Annotated in this window: 15 protein-coding genes; 9 read left to right on the top strand and 6 right to left on the bottom strand. The window is 35.2% G+C overall.

The window, feature by feature from the left end; translation table 11 throughout:
- Positions 1-38: 38 nt before the first annotated feature.
- Complete coding sequence (locus H560_RS22095; protein ID WP_034753365.1) at positions 39-692, bottom strand: NAD(P)H-binding protein; 654 nt, start codon at positions 690-692, stop codon at positions 39-41.
- A gap of 153 nt (positions 693-845) precedes the next feature.
- Here H560_RS22095 and H560_RS0119455 point away from each other — a divergent pair, with 153 nt between their 5' ends.
- Together H560_RS0119455 and H560_RS0119450 are read left to right on the top strand one after the other, a co-directional pair.
- On the top strand, positions 846-1,208 hold the full coding sequence (locus tag H560_RS0119455) for an MmcQ/YjbR family DNA-binding protein (RefSeq protein WP_027381517.1): 363 nt from the start codon (positions 846-848) through the stop codon (positions 1,206-1,208).
- Positions 1,209-1,282: 74 nt separating this feature from the next.
- The gene (locus tag H560_RS0119450) at positions 1,283-1,735 is read left to right on the top strand and encodes a hypothetical protein (RefSeq protein WP_027381516.1); all 453 of its coding nucleotides are present in this window, start codon (positions 1,283-1,285) and stop codon (positions 1,733-1,735) included.
- Positions 1,736-1,770: 35 nt separating this feature from the next.
- On the opposite strand, the gene H560_RS0119445 is transcribed toward H560_RS0119450, so the two are convergent.
- Positions 1,771-2,691 carry a bifunctional riboflavin kinase/FAD synthetase gene (locus H560_RS0119445; protein WP_027381515.1) on the bottom strand — a complete coding sequence of 307 codons (921 nt, stop codon included), beginning with the start codon at positions 2,689-2,691 and terminating at the stop codon, positions 1,771-1,773.
- A gap of 238 nt (positions 2,692-2,929) precedes the next feature.
- Between H560_RS0119445 and atpD the strand changes: the two genes are divergently transcribed.
- The 3 genes from atpD (at position 2,930) to H560_RS0119430 (ending at position 5,700) form a co-directional block, all read left to right on the top strand.
- Positions 2,930-4,438, top strand: coding sequence for a F0F1 ATP synthase subunit beta (gene atpD / locus H560_RS0119440; protein WP_027381514.1), 1,509 nt, complete (start codon positions 2,930-2,932; stop codon positions 4,436-4,438).
- Positions 4,439-4,516: 78 nt separating this feature from the next.
- Positions 4,517-4,798: a FoF1 ATP synthase subunit delta/epsilon gene (locus H560_RS0119435; RefSeq protein ID WP_027381513.1), complete on the top strand. Its 282-nt coding sequence runs from the start codon at positions 4,517-4,519 to the stop codon at positions 4,796-4,798.
- Positions 4,799-4,878: 80 nt separating this feature from the next.
- Positions 4,879-5,700, top strand: coding sequence for a hypothetical protein (locus H560_RS0119430; protein WP_027381512.1), 822 nt, complete (start codon positions 4,879-4,881; stop codon positions 5,698-5,700).
- A gap of 208 nt (positions 5,701-5,908) precedes the next feature.
- On the opposite strand, the gene H560_RS0119425 is transcribed toward H560_RS0119430, so the two are convergent.
- From H560_RS0119425 to H560_RS0119410, 4 genes are all read right to left on the bottom strand, one after another.
- Positions 5,909-8,101 carry a B12-binding domain-containing radical SAM protein gene (locus H560_RS0119425; protein ID WP_027381511.1) on the bottom strand — a complete coding sequence of 731 codons (2,193 nt, stop codon included), beginning with the start codon at positions 8,099-8,101 and terminating at the stop codon, positions 5,909-5,911.
- A 31-nt stretch (positions 8,102-8,132) separates the two neighbouring features.
- On the bottom strand, positions 8,133-9,011 hold the full coding sequence (locus tag H560_RS0119420) for a DMT family transporter (RefSeq protein WP_027381510.1): 879 nt from the start codon (positions 9,009-9,011) through the stop codon (positions 8,133-8,135).
- Positions 9,012-9,083: 72 nt separating this feature from the next.
- Positions 9,084-10,355: an aminotransferase class I/II-fold pyridoxal phosphate-dependent enzyme gene (locus H560_RS0119415; protein WP_027381509.1), complete on the bottom strand. Its 1,272-nt coding sequence runs from the start codon at positions 10,353-10,355 to the stop codon at positions 9,084-9,086.
- A gap of 79 nt (positions 10,356-10,434) precedes the next feature.
- The gene (locus H560_RS0119410) at positions 10,435-11,472 is read right to left on the bottom strand and encodes a PLP-dependent cysteine synthase family protein (RefSeq protein ID WP_027381508.1); all 1,038 of its coding nucleotides are present in this window, start codon (positions 11,470-11,472) and stop codon (positions 10,435-10,437) included.
- A gap of 220 nt (positions 11,473-11,692) precedes the next feature.
- Between H560_RS0119410 and H560_RS0119405 the strand changes: the two genes are divergently transcribed.
- From H560_RS0119405 to H560_RS0119390, 4 genes are all read left to right on the top strand, one after another.
- Positions 11,693-15,178 carry a glycosyltransferase family 117 protein gene (locus H560_RS0119405; protein WP_027381507.1) on the top strand — a complete coding sequence of 1,162 codons (3,486 nt, stop codon included), beginning with the start codon at positions 11,693-11,695 and terminating at the stop codon, positions 15,176-15,178.
- Between the two features lie 92 nt (positions 15,179-15,270).
- On the top strand, positions 15,271-16,758 hold the full coding sequence (locus H560_RS0119400) for a hypothetical protein (RefSeq protein ID WP_027381506.1): 1,488 nt from the start codon (positions 15,271-15,273) through the stop codon (positions 16,756-16,758).
- A gap of 129 nt (positions 16,759-16,887) precedes the next feature.
- Positions 16,888-17,256 (top strand): DUF1697 domain-containing protein, encoded by a 369-nt coding sequence (locus tag H560_RS22090; RefSeq protein WP_228372512.1) that lies wholly within the window; start codon positions 16,888-16,890, stop codon positions 17,254-17,256.
- 430 nt (positions 17,257-17,686) lie between these two features.
- The coding region (locus H560_RS0119390) for a transposase (RefSeq protein WP_027381505.1) at positions 17,687-17,967 on the top strand (281 nt) is incomplete at its 3' end.

Raw genomic sequence — 17,967 nt, 5'->3', positions numbered from 1 at the left:
AAACGTTTATAACTTATGATTCATAACTCATAACTTTATTAATTACCTTTCTCCGCAAAACAAAAAATATTTCCAAGCTTAATGCTTGAATAGCCATTACTTTTAATTTTAGAAGAATTAATCATGGCTTTGGCCAAAACATCGGTCGGCAGCGGTTTTTGGCTTTCCAGCAAGCCTATTTTATTGGCAAATTTTATAATACGGCTTCCCAATACTTCACCTGCACGGTCAGAATCTTTTCTTTCGAGCATTCCGGGTTTGAAGATGGTAATTTTATTGAAATGCAGCTGTTTTACAGCTTCCTCAAGCTCACCTTTCATTTTAGAGTAGAAAATTTTTGACTTCGGATTGGCCCCGTAAGCGGAAACTAAGACATAATCTTCCACCTCATTTTCTTTAGCTGCTTTTGCAAATTCGTACTGATAATCAAAATCTACTTTTTTCTGAGCTTCTTTACTTCCTGCACTTTTCAAGGTGGTTCCAAGGCATGAAAAAGCTACATCGCCTTTTACCAGGTACTTCCACTCATCAGGCTTATCAAAATTAACAATATGGGTTTTTAATTTGTCGTTTTGAATATCAACAGGTTTTCTGACAAAAATATTGACCTGTTCAAAATCCTTATCGTTAAGAAGCTGATTAACCAGATCTTTTCCCGTAGCGCCTGTAGCACCGATTACCAAAGCTTTCATAATATATTGTTTGTGTGATGATGTTTCTTTCTTAAATTTACTAAATTTGGTGGAAAGTTTTATATTAAAATAAAGAAAATTCAGATGCTGAGCCGTAGAAGCATCAATGAATCATAAAAATTACTCATTACTAATTACCAATTACTTATAACAATGGATGCCAACGAAATTCTGGATTATTGTCTTTCCAAAAAAGGTGTTACGGAAAGCTTTCCCTTTGATAATGAAACGCTTGTGATGAAAGTAGGTACAAAAATGTTCTTATTGATGAGCCTTGAAAGACAGCCACTATCAGTCAATGTAAAAACCGATCCGGAGTGGAGCGCAGAGCTTAGAGAGCAGCATCCACAGATCACCGGGGCATATCACATGAACAAAACCCATTGGAATTCCGTTCTTACAGATGGTTTAAAGAAAGATTTGATTTTAAAACTTATCGACCAGTCGTATGAATTGGTATTTAAATCTTTAACAAAAAAAGCTCAAAATGAAATCAACGGTTCTGAAAAGGATTAAATCTTAAAAATGAACTGAGGTATGGAATTTGTATAAATCAAGACTAATTTTATTAATTACAAAAAATGATACAAATGAGAAATTATTTTTTACTAGCAGCAGCAGGAGCCATGTCTCTATTAAGCTGTACAGCAATGGATCAAAAAAAACAAACAGCTCAAAAAACAATAAAACTTCAGTTTAACGGTTCGGAAAATACGGTGATTACAAACCCTAAATTTACAGTGAGCTTACATGGTCACGATAAGTTTCTTGTTGTTGCACCGGCTACATTAATTTCTGAAAAAGAATATGAACAGAAATCTGTTCCGTTTACTATTGATTTGCCAATTCCTGATGATGCCCAAAACCGTATAAATCCTAAGCCTGCGGGACCGGTAAATTATTATATAACATTAAAATGGGATTCAAATGGAGACGGACAAGTAAACAAAAAAGGAGATTTGTTTATTGATTTTGACAAAAAGTTCCCCAATGTAAGCTTATCCGGGCAAACCCAGGAAATATACTTGAAAGTTTTGAAATAAATAATGGCAGTTTCACATCGTGAAGCTGTCTTTTATTAAAAGATGAATTCTTGCGTTAGCCTTTTATCTTCATCCAGTCTTTCAATTAATTTTTCAAGCCCTTCGAATTTTATTTCGTCATGAAGGAAATCCCTGAATTTCACAGTGATTTTTTGATCATAAATATCACCTTCAAAATCAAGAATATACACTTCAACGGTCAATTTCTCTCCGTTCACTGTAGGATTTGTTCCAACGCTCAGCATTCCCTTATATTGCTGATCATTTACAAAAACTTCAACAATGTAAGCGCCTTTTTTAGGTAAAAGTTTAATGGAATCTGTTTCGATATTGGCTGTAGGATAACCAATAGTTCTGCCTATTTTTTTTCCATGAGCTACCGTTCCGGAAACAGAGTAGGAATACCCCAGCATTTCATTGGCTTCCTTGATATGACCAGCCAGAAGGGCATTACGCACTTTCGTGGAACTGATATTATTTTCGTGAATATTGATGGCTTCCATTTGTTCCACTTCAAAATCAAGCTCTTTGGATAATTTTTGAAGCAGTTCAAAGTTTCCGCTTTTATTTTTTCCGAAAGAATGGTCGTAGCCTATAATGAGATATTTTACGTTCAGCTTTTCGATTAAAATCTGGCGGACAAATTCTTCACCCGTAAGGTTTCTGAAATCCTCGTCAAATTCTTTTAAAAATAAATTTTCGATACCATATTTTTCCATTAAAAATTTCTTTTCTTCCAGGGTATTCAGAAGTTTTAAATCTTCATCAGGATTAAAAACAAACCTCGGATGCGGCCAGAAAGTAAGCACAGCGGTCTCAAGATTGTTCCCGGAACCAATTTTTATTAATTCATCAATAATACTTTTATGGCCGAGATGTACCCCGTCAAACATACCTAAAGACAGTGCCAAAGGCTTTTGAGAAGAATAATCTGTAAAATTTTTGAAAACTTTCAAAATGAAAAAAATTTGACTGCAAATATAGGAAATAATGTACTAAATTAATGTAACAATATAACAATGTAGCAATTTAACAACGTGTAATACAAACTAAATTCTGCTATCAATAATTTGATTAGTAAACTGCTAAATTGGTATATTGCTACATTGACCCAAAAGTATGATAAAAATCTGTTTTTTACCAATTGCGGGTTAATCAAGAATCATTATATTTGCACCAAGAAAAAATTTAGCAATGGCAAACCAAATTAAAGGTAAAATTTCTCAAATTATTGGTCCGGTAATCGACGTTGTCTTTACTGATGTGGAAGCAGTTCCCAGCATTTATGACGCGTTAGAAATTACAAAAGATAACGGTGAAAAAGTAGTTTTAGAGGTAGAACAGCATATTGGAGAGGATACAGTAAGATGTATCGCAATGGACGCTACTGATGGTCTTAAAAGAGGGCAGGATGTAATCGGATACGGAAATCCTATTACAATGCCAATCGGTGAGGCTGTGAACGGAAGACTATTCAACGTTGTTGGTGATGCTATCGACGGGCTTCAAAATATTTCTAAGGAAGGAGGTCTTCCTATCCACAGAGAAGCTCCAAAATTTGATCAACTTTCAACTTCTGCGGAAGTTTTATTTACAGGTATTAAAGTAATCGACCTTATCGAGCCTTACGCAAAAGGGGGGAAAATTGGTTTGTTCGGTGGTGCCGGTGTAGGTAAAACAGTATTGATTCAGGAGTTAATTAATAATATTGCAAAAGGACACGGAGGTCTTTCAGTTTTCGCCGGAGTAGGTGAAAGAACGAGAGAAGGAAATGACCTTTTAAGAGAGATGCTAGAATCAGGAATCATCAAGTATGGTGAAGATTTCATGCACTCTATGGAAAACGGAGGCTGGGATCTTTCTAAAGTAGATTTAGAAGTAATGAAAGATTCTAAAGCTGCATTCGTTTTCGGACAGATGAACGAGCCGCCAGGTGCAAGAGCGAGAGTAGCGCTTTCTGGTCTTACATTAGCTGAGTACTACAGAGACGGTGGAGAAAGCGGACAGGGTAGAGACGTACTTTTCTTCGTAGACAACATCTTCCGTTTTACACAGGCTGGTTCTGAGGTATCTGCACTTCTTGGTCGTATGCCGTCTGCGGTAGGTTACCAACCAACGCTTGCTTCTGAAATGGGTGCGATGCAGGAAAGAATTACTTCTACTAAAAATGGTTCAATTACTTCAGTACAGGCAGTTTATGTACCTGCGGATGACTTAACTGACCCGGCTCCTGCAACTACGTTTGCTCACTTGGATGCAACTACAGTACTAGATAGAAAAATTGCTTCATTAGGTATTTATCCGGCGGTAGATCCATTGGCTTCTACTTCAAGAATTCTTGCTCCGGAAATCATCGGTGAAGAACATTATAACTGTGCTCAGAGAGTAAAAGAAATTCTTCAGAGATACAAAGCACTTCAGGATATCATCGCAATCCTTGGTATGGAAGAACTTTCTGAAGAAGATAAATCTGTGGTTTACCGTGCAAGAAAAGTTCAGAGGTTCTTATCTCAGCCTTTCCACGTAGCAGAACAGTTTACAGGTATTCCGGGATCATTGGTAGACATCAAAGATACCATCAAAGGATTCAACATGATCATAGATGGTGAATTGGATCACTTACCGGAAGCTGCTTTCAACCTGAAAGGAACTATCGAAGAAGCTATCGAGGCAGGACAAAAAATGTTAGCTGATAACGCTTAATTAGAAAAATAGAATAAAGAAAAAAGAGTAAAGACACTCTCTTTTTTCTCTTCTCTTTACTCTTTAATCTAAAAAGAAATGAATATAAAAATTTTAACACCAGAATACGTAGTTTTTGAAGGGGAGGTAGACTCTGTATTACTGCCTGGGAAAAATGGTGAATTCCACATCATGACCAACCACGCGGGAATTGTTTCTTCTTTAATCGGCGGTAATGTAAAATTGTATACAAAGTCTGTAGACGAAGCTTATGCAAAATATTTTACCAAAGAAAATGAAAAAGACTCAGTTTTTTCTTATCCTATCAAGAGCGGTGTTGTAGAATTTAATCATAATAAAGGGATTATCCTTTGTGAATAATTAAATGAAAAGCTAAATATATTTTCAAGAAAGTGTAACTTTGGTTACACTTTTTTTATTTCATGTAAGAATCTGATTTTATGAAGAGAAGTTTAATCATTTTATTTACAGTTTTGGGAATCCTGCTTAATGCCCAAATTATTAAAACTAAAAGAGGTATTGTAACCCTGGACGGAACGCATGTCGCAAAAATTTCTAATAAATCCAATATTTACACTTTTATGGATTTAAAAGAAACACCCATTTATACAATAGAGTTTGTAGATAAAAGTATAGTGGATTCTGTACGGGACAGCTATATTAAATTAAAAAGGATTTACAATCAGGAAAAAGTACTGGAATTGGATTATATTTCTCCGTCAGCATTTTCGGGTGATGAAAAATCTGCAGTATATACTTGTGTTAAAGGATTGAAAATTATTGATAATAAAGGAATTAATATCAAAAATTTGGATGATCTTTTTTCTAAACCCCCCAAAAGAAATTTAGATGCGAAAACCAAAGAAGCTTATTCTATCAGAAGCAAAATTGATAAGCTGAATATTACAGTCAATAATGTCGGTGAAATTTTAAGTAATGGAAGACCAGTAGGTTATTTTACAAATTTACCGGTAAGTTTCGGTTCGGAAGATACCATTATGGATAAAACTTTTGTGGATATTGAAATTTATGATGCAAAAAGTAAATTTATTGGACGGTATATCACTACCACGAAACAATTGAAATCAGCCGGAGGAAAAACTTTTACAATTTACAGAGAAATGTCCGGCCGTGCATCTATTTTAAAGTTTCCGACTTACAAAGCTATTGCAGAACGAATGGCTATCATGGATCCCAATTTTATTAAAGTTCAGGGTAAAGTGGAAGCCGGACAATTAATGAAAGACGGTATTGAAAAATAAATTATCAGTAGGAACGGGCTTTAGCCCGTTTTAGAATATATAAATCCAATTGGCTTTAGCCAAAATTATAAAAATTAAATTTTTTCAACTTAGTTTGTCATCCCGTAGGAATCTCAACATCGCGTTTTGCTAAAATCGGAAGCTAGATTCTTAAGGAATGACAAACCACCAGATGGATAATATTTTTTGATAATTAAAATATAAAAATCTACAGACTCAAAATCACACCATTTTCCTTTAACTGCTGCATCGGTTTTGAGAACCAAAATAATTCAAAATCTTCAAAATTTTCCTCAAAATTTATTTTAAGTTGCTGAAGATTAATCTTTTTCGGATTTTCAATTGAGTTTTCTTTTAGTACTTTTATAAACCATTCTGCAATTTCCTGTTGCATTTCAACCTTTACAATATTGGTTTTTAAGTGGAATGTAAGTTCAGTATACGTCCCGGAATATTTCTTTTTTGTTTTTATGCGATTCTCAGCGATTACGTTTTTTGTTAGAAATATAATTTTTGAATTGGCCTTAAATTTAAAATCCTCATCTTCCAGTAAACAGTCGTGAATATAATCCGGGTGAATTGTAGTTCTCGGAATTTTAAAATCAAACCATTCCTGAAGGGGAAGCTCAAAATTAATTCCGTGCATATAATTGAACAAAGATTTTTTCAAACCGAAACTAAACTTTCCATGATCAATTCCTGTTTTGTCTGTAAAATCCACATCGTTATTGGCAAATAAAATTTCCTGCCTTATCGGGGTTACTCCAAATTCTTCCGGATTGATCCCGACTGGCGAATGAGCAGTCATTGCAAACTGATGCCAAAATCCACTTTGCAAAATTCCCATTTCAAAAAGCTGCCGTACCATTTCCAAAGAATCTACTGTTTCCTGAACATTCTGAGTAGGATAGCCATACATCAGGTAAGCATGAATCATGATTCCGGCTTCCGTAAAATTTCTTGTTACCTGTGCAACCTGTTCTACGGAAATCCCTTTATCAATTAATTTCAATAATCGGTCGCTCGCCACTTCAAGGCCGCCTGAAACAGCAACGCAGCCAGAAAGTTTCAACAAAAAACATAAGTCTTTAGTAAAACTTTTTTCAAATCGAATATTAGTCCACCAGGTTACTACAAGATTTCTGCGTAAAATTTCTAACGCAACTTCTCGCATCAAAGCCGGTGGAGCAGCTTCATCCACAAAATGAAACCCGGTTTCTCCGGTTGTTGCAATTAATTCTTCCATTCTGTCGACCAGAATCTTTGCAGAAATGGGTTCGTAAATTTTAATGTAGTCTAAAGAGATATCACAAAAAGTGCATTTTCCCCAGTAGCAGCCGTGTGCCATCGTCAGTTTATTCCACCTGCCGTCGCTCCATAGGCTGTGCATCGGGTTAGCAATTTCAATGACAGAAATGTATTTATCTAACTGTAAATCAGTATAATCCGGTGTTCCGATGTCTGACTGTTTATAATCAGCTATTTTAGAATTATTTTTATAAACTACTTCTTGATTTTCAATTAAAAATGTCCTTTTGGCTTCGACAGGCCCAGCCACCTCAGTAGTTATATTTTGATAAAGAAGTTCAATGGGAAGCTCGCCATCATCTAAAGTGATGAAATCAAAAAATTCAAAAACCCTTTTGTCTTTTACTTCTCTCAGTTCTGTGTTGGGAAAGCCGCCTCCCATGGCTGTTTTAATATGAGGATAATTCTCTTTGATAAATTTCGCACACCGAAATCCCGCATATAAATTTCCGGGAAAAGGAACAGAAAAACAAACTAACTTTGGTTGGACTAATTCTATTTTTTCCTTTAAAATTTTTAAAGTAAAATCATCAATAAAAGTCTCATTTGCTAATAATTTTGAATATAATTCATCAAAAGAATTGGCACTTTTGCCTAATCTTTCGGCATACCTGCTGAAGCCAAAATCGGGATCAATGTTTTCAACAATATAATCAGATAAATCTTCTAAATATAAGGTAGCCAAATGTTTAGCTTTATCCTGTAATCCCATATTCCCGAAAGCAAATTCCATGTCATCAAGCTGATTGAATCTTGAAGCTTCCGGTAAAAGATTCATGGAACAGATTTGTCTTGCCAGTGTAGGATTTTTACCCTGAAGAAAAGAAATTACCTGATCAATTGTTTTTAAATATTCTTCTCTCAGTGCAAATATCCGCTGTGAATTTTCTGAAATATCCTGTAAATCAATTTCTTTATTGAAGATTTTCTGAATTCCGTCTCTGGAAAATAATTCCAGGATAACCTCAATTCCTAAATCAATCTGGTAGCTTGAAATATTTTTTGTATTCAAAAAACCTTTAATATAAGCTGTTGCAGGATAAGGAGTATTGAGCTGGGTAAAAGGCGGAGTGATAAGAAGCAGATCTTTCAACAGTAAAATTTTTGCAAAGTTATTTTAATTTTTAAGAATGAACAATTTTTTTACTTCCGGCCAAAACATTTAAAATTACTCCGAAAAGTATTAGAGTAATCCCGATCAATAAATTAAAAGTAAATTCTTCATGAAAAATTAACACACTTACCAATACAGCAACTACCGGTTCCAATGCACCCAAAATTGCTGCTGCGGTAGAGCCGATACTTTTTATGGCAAAAACAAGACATAATGTTGAAATTACTGTGGTAAGAAAAGCAAAAATGATAAAGTTTAAAAATAATGTTGTAGAAGGAATTACAAATGATTCTTTTCCTATAAATGCTTTAATCATAAAAAATATTGAAGTAAAAAGCATGGAATAAAATGAAAGTTTAAATCCGGAAACTTTAATATTCGATTTATTTACGATGATCATATAGAGAGCATAGAAAAGTGAGCTTAGCATCACAATTCCAAGTCCCAAATAATTGATCTCCATACTATTTTCTTTTAAGCATAAAATGATTACACCTGCAAAAGCAAATACCAGTGAGAGTATGGAGAACCTGTTTAATTTTTCTTTAAAAAAGAAAAACATGATCAACGCTACTATGACCGGGTAAATGAAAAGTACAGTAGAGGCAATTCCGGGGGTGAGATAATCATATCCTAAAAATAAAAATTCTGAGGAAAATGCATAGCACAAACCGAGGATGACCAAAATTAACCCTTCCTTTTTATTGATAGAAAATTTTTCTTTTGAATAAAGTAAATAGCCACCAATCATCAATGCCGAAAATAAAAATCTATAAAATAAAGTAATGTCCAGCGGAAAATGGGCCTGCTTTATAGGTATGATGAAGATAGGTATCAGTCCATATGACACGGCTGAAGTAATTCCTAAAGCATAACCTTTAAATTTCATTAATATTATTCTATAAAATTTTAAAAATATATAATAAAAAACCACTGAATTTTCAGTGGTTTTTTATTATTATTAAATTTCTTTGAAACTTAAGCCTTTTTCTGCGAGCAGTTTCTGTTCCTGCTCCTTATAGTAACCACTTACTAATTTATCATGAATTGCTTCAAAAGCAGCAAGCGTTTCATTAATTTCTGAATCTGTGTGAGACGCGGTAGGAATTAATCTCAGTAGAATCATTCCTTTAGGTATCACGGGGTAAACTACTACAGATGTGAAGATTCCGTAGATTTCTCTCAAGTCTTTTACTAATAGAGTGGCCTCTACCGGGGTTCCCTGCATCATCACCGGAGTTACACAGGTATTGGTGTCACCGATGTTGAAACCTCTTTCTTTTAGTCCGTTTTGCAGCTTATTGGTATTTTCCCAAAGTTTTGCTTTGATTTCAGGTCTTGTTCTCAGCAATTCCAATCTTTTTAAACCTCCGATTACCATTGGCATTGTTAAAGATTTAGCAAAAATCTGAGATCTTAAGTTGAATTTTAAATACCTGATAATCTCCTTATCACCCGCAATGAATGCTCCAAAACCAGCCATGGATTTAGCAAAAGTAGAGAAGTAAACATCAATCTGATCCTGGCATTCCTGCTCTTCACCGGCACCGGCTCCTGTTTTTCCAAGAGTTCCGAATCCGTGGGCATCGTCTACTAAAAGTCTAAACTGATATTTTGATTTTAGCTCACAGATTTCTTTTAATTTTCCCTGCTGGCCTCTCATCCCGAAAACTCCTTCAGTAATCACAAGAATACCACCTCCGGTTTCCTGAGCTACTTTTGTTGCTCTCTGAAGATTTTTTTCAAGGCTTTCAATATTGTTGTGCTTGTAAGTAAATCTTTTTCCGGCATGAAGTCTTACACCATCTACGATACATGCATGAGAATCAACATCATATACAATAACATCATTTCTGCTAACCAAAGCATCGATGGTAGAAACCATTCCCTGGTAACCGAAATTTAAAAGATATGCAGATTCCTTTTGAACAAAATCAGCAAGCTCTCTTTCTAATTGAAGGTGCTGTTCAGTTTCTCCGGACATTGCTCTTGCTCCCATAGGGTAAAACATTCCGAATTCTGCAGCTGCTTTAGCATCAGCTTCCAAAACTTCAGGATGATTACACATTCCCAAATAGTCATTTGCGCTCCAGAAAATCACTTCTCTTCCCTGAAATCTCATTCTCGGGCCGATAGGTCCTTCTAATCTTGGGAAAATAAAATATCCTTCTCCGTAATCTGCAAACTGTCCAAGAGGTCCTGGATTGTCTTTTATTCTTTCAAAAATATCCAACATTATATAGTAATTTTTAAGTAAAAAGCCTTTTAAGATCTACAAAAAAGGCTTTATTTGTATCGTGATTTATTTCTGTTTATTTAATGATCTCTGTTTTGAAAACTTCGTCGTAGTTGTGAACACAGTTGTTTATAAATCCCTGTTCTGCCATCCATTTGTCACTGTATACTTTTGTAATGTATCTTGAACCGTGATCCGGATAGATTAATACTACAACATCACTTTCAGAAAACTGATGAGACTGGGCATACTGTATAAGAGCCTGTGTAACGGCGCCGGTAGTATAACCTCCCATGATAGCTTCCTTAAGAGCAACTTCACGGGTTCTGTAAGCGGACATTTCATCATTTACCCTTACAAACTCATCTACCTTATCGAACAGAAGAGCAGAAGGGATCAGGTTTTTTCCCATACCTTCAATCTGGTAAGGATGTACATCTTCCTTATTAATTTCTCCAGTTTCGTGATAGCTTTTCAGGATAGAGCCGTCTGCATCCACACCGATAATTTTAATATCAGGATTTTTTTCTTTCAGAAATTTTGCAGATCCGGATAATGTTCCTCCGGTTCCCGTACATGCAAAAAGATGAGTTACCTTACCTTGTGTCTGTTCCCAGATTTCAGGGCCGGTGGTCTGATAATGCGCATCGATATTCAGCTCATTAAAATACTGGTTGATATACACCGAATTAGGTGTTTCTGAAGCGATTCTTTTGGCAACTTCATAATAAGATCTCGGATCATCTGCAGGTACATTTGCAGGACATACATAGACGGTGGCACCCAGGGCTTTCAGATAAGCAATTTTTTCGGGCTTTGTCTTATCGCTCACGGCAAGGATACATTTATATCCTTTGATGATGCAAACCATTGCAAGAGAAAAACCGGTATTTCCGGAAGTAGTTTCCACAACTACGGAATTTTCATTTAATAAACCTTTTTTCTCAGCGTTTTCTATAATATGAAGTGCAATTCTATCTTTAGTGGAATGTCCAGGATTATATGATTCTAACTTGGCATAAACAGTTGCAGGAATTTCTTTCGTCACAGTATTAAGCTTCACCATAGGAGTATTTCCTATCAGGCCAAGTATATTATCGTAAACATTACTCATTATTTGTTATTTTTCAATAAAAATCTGTCGGCAAAAATACAAAAAAATAAATTATTTCTAAACTTTTGTTTGAATTCTCACCTCTAAAATAGCTAAATTTTATTTTTCTACCGCTATCTAAGACCAAACTTTTCAAAAAGTGAGCCAAAATTTTTAAATTTTGTTAAAAACCATCTTAAATCATATAAAAGCCTTATTTTCGCGTAATTGATTTAATACTATGAAAAATTGGACTTTTAAGCAATGGAACACCGTTCTTGGATGGGTGATTTTCGTCATTGCATTTTTTACGTACTTGTCCACCATAGAACCCAATTTCAGTTTTTGGGATTGTGGCGAGTATATTTCCTCTGCTGTAAAACTTGAAGTAACGCACGCTCCCGGAGCGGCATTATTCCAGATTGTGGGTGCTGTGGCAGCCATTTTTGCTTTAGGAAAGGGCGAAAATTATTCTATCGTGATCAACGGGATGTCTGCATTGTTTAGTGCTTTTACGATTTTGTTCTTATTCTGGACAATTACTCATTTCGTAAGAAGACTTTTGAACAAAGATTTTACTGAAATTACAACGCATCAGGAAATTTCTATTCTTTTTGCAGGCGTAGTGGGTGCTTTAAGCTTTACATTCTCGGATACCTTCTGGTTTTCTGCGGTGGAAGGCGAGGTATATTCCATGGCGTCTATGTTCATTGCACTTTTAGTCTGGTTAATCACAAAATGGGAAAATGAATATCTGGCTCCGGATAATGAGAGATGGATTATTTTAATTTTCTTTGTTTTGGGCCTTTCTGTAGGGGTTCACATGATGTGTATGCTGGCGATTCCTGCGGTTTGTTTTGTGTATTATGCAAGAAAATATACTTTCAGCTGGAAAAATTTCCTTTGGGCAAATGTGGTTACGCTGATAATTTTAGCCATCGTTTTTAAAGGAATTTTCCCTTTTATTATGACGATGTTCGGGAAGCTGGAGATTTTCTTTGTTAATGGTTTAAATCTTCCTTTCCATTCAGGAACAATTGCTGCCTTTGTTATCATGATCGCGATCTGCTATTTCCTGATCAGATATGCGGGAAAAATGAAGAAGAATTTGTACCAGACCATAGCTTTATCCATAGTTTTCATGATGATTGGTTTTTCATGCTGGATGGTAATTCCTATCAGGGCGAATGCTAATCCTCCAATGAACCTTAATGATCCTGACAACGCCATCGGAATGCTGGATTATTATAACAGGGAGCAATATGGTGACTGGCCTACAATTTACGGTCAGAATTATACCTACCATCTTGATGCAAATGGAATTGAAAAAAATGAAGACGGCAGTTTTAAAACAACAAAAACCGGAGAAATCTACGAAAAAGATGAGAAAACGGGGACCTACAGAAAAACAGGTGACCGATTCAATTATGTTTTCAATAAGGCTCATGTAGGTTTTATGCCGAGAATGTTCAGTGATGATGATGATGTGATTTCGAACTACATTTCGATGTACGGAGCACCGGATTTTTCATTTAATTATGGAAATGAAGAAATAGCTGATAACCCGGAAGCAAAACAGATTTTCGACGAATTAAGAAAAAAATATGAAGACGGTACCATTACGGCTGCCGACTATATGAAGGTAAAGCCTTATAATTTAATCAATGTTCAAAGGCCTTCTTTAAGCCAGAATTTAGATTATTTCATAACATTCCAGAATGGATATTATTTTGTAAGATATCTGATGTGGAACTTCGTAGGCCGCCAGAACGACCTTGAAGGGAATATGGAAAGCACAAGAGGAAACTGGATTTCCGGGATTTCCTTTATAGATAATGCTCTGGTTGGTAATCAGGACAAGATGCCGGCTAAGTTTAAAAATGAAAGCACGGTGAAGTTTTTCTTCCTGCCTTTGTTATTGGGATTAATTGGATTCTTTTTCCAGTTAAATAGAGATTTCGGGAGATTTTATGCTGTTTTATCATTATTTGTAATTACAAGTGTAGGTATTATTTTCTACACCGGGGTAAAACCTTTTGAACCGAGAGAAAGAGATTATGCAATGGTAGGCTCTTTCTACGCTTTTGCGATCTGGATTGGTCTGGGAGCCGGGGCCATTCTTTGGTTTTTACAGTCTAAAATAAAATCAAATGTGGCAAATATTGTTGCAGGAGTAGTTTTATTGGGAGTTCCTTTTATGATGGGCTTCCAGAATTATAATGTTCACAACAGACATAATAGATATACTTCTTATGACTACGGATATTCTGTATTAAAATCTTTGCCTAAAAACGACATTTTATTTGTTTATGGTGACAATGATACATATCCGGTTTGGGCGATTCAGGAAACGGAAAGATTCCGTGATGATGTAAAGGTGGTCAACTTTACTCTGGCTTCAACGCCGTGGAATATTGATCAGATCAAAAGAAGAACTTACAATGCTGCGGCAGTTCCGGGAGTTTTGACACATGATGATTACAAAGACGGGGTAAATGACCAGATCTACATGATGAAGAAAAGCGACTGGGAGGGACTTTTCTCTATGCTGAAAGAGCAGGGAGCACCCGAAACTGAGTTTGCGGAATTCAGAAAATATCTTACCCAGGATTCTATCACGCTGAAGGAAGCCGTGAATTTCCTTAAGCATAAATCTGCTGCAAAAGATGAATTGCTTAAAATGTATTTCGGAGAAGAAAAATATGAAAAGTATAATATCTTACCGGTAAACAAATTCATATTACCTGTAAATAAAGCCAATGCTTTACAAGCCGGAATCATCACTCAGGCTGATCTTCTAAGTACGGTAAATCAAATAATGATTACTTACAAAGGGAACACTCTCTTTAAAAATAATCTGATCATGCTTGATATTCTTGCTAATTTTGACTGGAAAAGGCCGCTTAACTTTTCTTCCGGAGGTATCTATGACAGCGAAAATGTTTTCTATCTTGATGAATATCTTCAGTTTGACGGATTCAGCTACAGATTAGTTCCTATTCATACACCGCAAACTCCGGATGGAGATTTGGGAAGAGTAGACGGTAATTCTTTATATAATATCGTTAAAAATTTCAGATGGGGTAATTTCAAAGATCTTAATACGCATTTTGATGAAACGGCAACCTCGAACATCATGAGTTACAGAGCATCAGCGAGCAGAGCGGCAGCGTCTTTGGCAACTATGGGACAAAAAGGCAAGGCTATTGAGTTATTAGATTTAGCTTCCAAAGAAATCCCTGCAGAAAAATACAATGATCCTCGTTCTTTAAGCTCAATGGTTTACGGATACATCGTTTCAGGACAGGAGCAGAAAGGATTAAAACTGGCCGAAGTTCTTAAAAAAGGAATTTTTGAAGAATATGATTATTATATGAGTCTTAGCAAGGCAGATCAAAGCTACCTGAGAAGGCAGATCAGAACAAAACCAATGGAGTATTCTCTTGTAATTTCTGCCGTTACGGATGCCTACACAAGAATCGGACAGAAAGAAAAAGCCTACGATTATCTTGTAAAATCCATCGAGCCGATTGATAAAAAATTCAATACTTTTGTTGAAAACCTTAAGGAAATGGGCAAGGAAAAAGCAATGAGCGAATCTGAACAGGTGCAGAAGATCACCCCATTCTATCAGTATTTATTTGATGTTATGGAGCCTTTTGATTCCACTTATTCGAAAGAAAAGGAAACTCAGATCACCAATGCGATTATAAAAGCAACGCAATAAAAACAAAATTTAAAACGGAACTTCGGTTCCGTTTTTTTATTATTGTACTTCAGAAATTTTAAGATTATCTTTGCCCAGAATAATGAAGCACAATGACAGAGACGAAAAATAATAAGATCCCAATTTATGCTGTACTATTTACAGTCGTTTTCAAACTCCTATTTTTATTAACACATTATATCCAGGAAGATGCATTCATCACCTGGAGAGTGGCGCAAAACCTCTTGGATTACGGAGTGATCGGCTTTAACGGCGATACCAAAATCTCAGCATCTACTACACACCTGTATGTTTTTGTCTCTTATTTTTTTAACCTTATTTTCGGGAAAGAAAACTTCATTGAGCCTATTCTTATTTTTAATTCCATACTTTTTACCATTGGGAGCTTACTGCTTTCTCATTTGGTTTTAAAGAAGGTCTGGCATAAAGCGGTCTTTATATTTTTAATCGGAATCTTGCCTCCTGCTATAAAAATTTCTATCCTCGGAATGGAATACGGAATTCTCTTCCTGCTGGAAATGTCTTTGCTGTATTATGGTTTTCATAAAGGCAAAAAATGGGCATTCATCGTATTACCAATACTTATTTTATTCACCAGAATTGATACTGTCATTTTCCTCGGAATTGTATTTCTGGTAGACGTATTCTGGAATAAAAAAATCAGATGGACTTACATTTTAGGTGGAGTTTTGGGGGTGTCTGCAGCGCTGGCTTTTAACTGGTTTTATTTTAATGAAATTGTTAATAATACCATTGTCGCTAAAAAACTGGCTTACGATAAACACTTTACTTTTGCCCAGAATTTAGAATATTTCAGGCTTAATTTCGGGAATTTCTGGGGAATGCTGAAGCTTCCGGGAGATTTCAATCCATTGACGATCTTACTTCTTATTTTTGAATTACTTTGCTTTATTTATTTAATCAGGCAAAGAGAAAGAAGGAATTATTTTCTTTGGATGATTTTTATTTTCGGATGGGTAAAGCAGGTTATTTTCCTGTCACAAAAAAGTCTTTTCGACTGGTATTACTGGGTTCCGCAGATTTTATTATTTGTTCCGGTACTGATTTTTGTTCTGGAGCAAAAAGTGAAAAGAAACCTTTGGCTGTCATTATTAATCATTGTGTATATCTTACCAATGCTGGCTTTCCAAACCGTTCATGCCATCGCAACAGGAAACGGGGAATGGAATTACAGAAGAACCATCGGTTTATTTTTAAATCAATATGAAAAAGATAAAAAACAATGGATTTTACTGGAGCCTGCCGGCTATGTTCCTTATTTTTCGGGATTAAAAACAATTGATGAAGTAGGATTGGTAGATAAAAAAGTTCAGGAAGAAATTAAAAAAGATAAACCCAATTTCTGGATCAATACCGTCAAAAAAAGAAAACCGAAATATCTTCTTTCTTACGACGATTTATATCAAAGAAAAGATGCAGAATATTTTAAGCTTCATTATAAACTGATCAAAGAATTCCGTGTGAAAGATCACCTGAAAAGTGACAACAAAATCCTGGAGAAAATCTATATTCTGAAGCCATCCGGAACAGATTATAATTTGTACGAAAGGATTGATTGATTTAAAGTTTAATGTTTCTAGTTTCTGGTTTCTGGTTTTTAGTTTCTTGTTTTAATTTATAATTGCATATATTTTAAATTAGAAATAACTTTGCCTAAACCCTAAACCCTAAACCCTAAACCCTAAAAAATGAAATACTGTGCATTTCTTCGCGGTGTCAATGTAAAAGGAACCAATATGAAAATGGCAGAAGTCTGTCAGGTTTTTAAAGATGCGGGGATGGAAGATGTGGTGTCGGTTCTGGCGTCGGGAAATATTGTTTTTTCGTCTGATAAAAAGCCACAGGATTTAAAGAAAATCCTTGAGAAAGCTATGTCTGAGCACTTTTCTTATGAAGCATTTCTATTTATAAAATCTCAGGAAGAAACGGAAAATATCTGGAAGAATAATCCTTTTGAAAAAAACGAAAACCTGCATTCTTATGCTTTTGTCGGCAATGACGGAGTGGAGAAAACTTTGATGCAGGAATTTGAAAAAGCTTCCAAAACTGAACATTAAGAAGCAAAAATTGTAGACAATATTTTTTACTGGCAGGTTCCGAAAGGGAATACTTTAGATTCTACATTCGGTAAGATTTTGGGAAGAAAAAACCTTAAAGACCAGTTTACAAGCAGAAATATCAATACGTTTGAAAAAAACCTTAATAAGATTGGCTGATTATAATTGCAGTAATTTTTTTCTAAAATTTCGCGTTAACACAAGCAATGAAGTAATAGTGCCGTACTATTTTTCTTTTATTTCCGTTTAGTCTTAGTTATATTTGTCATCAAATTATAAACTATTATGAAAGGCAACTATATATAAATTTACACTTAATAAATTTGTATTGTAATTAACTTCTTGTATTTGTACTATAAATATAAGAAGTCATGATTGGAGTTGCTAACTTTGTTAGGACACAATTCTTATACTCTTTATCTTTAAGAGTATGAAAAAGATCAGAAAAAATTACAGTCTAGAGTTTAAGATCCAAGCAGTATCTTTAAGTGAGCAGCGAGGCAATGTATCCTCGGTAGCTGAAGAATTTGGGATCTGTAAAGAAAGTCTCGTTAATTGGCGAAAACTTCACAAAGAAGGTAAACTTAGCAAGGAAAAACAAATATCCTCTGATCCAATAAGGGAAGAGTTATTGAGACTTCGCAAAGAACTGGAAGAAACAAAGCTTGAACGTGATATCTTAAAAAAGGCGGTAGGCATCTTCTCCAAGAG

It is taken from the genome of Chryseobacterium daeguense DSM 19388 (assembly GCF_000430825.1).
Classification (GTDB): domain Bacteria; phylum Bacteroidota; class Bacteroidia; order Flavobacteriales; family Weeksellaceae; genus Chryseobacterium; species Chryseobacterium daeguense.
This window is presented reverse-complemented; position numbering and strand designations above follow the sequence as displayed.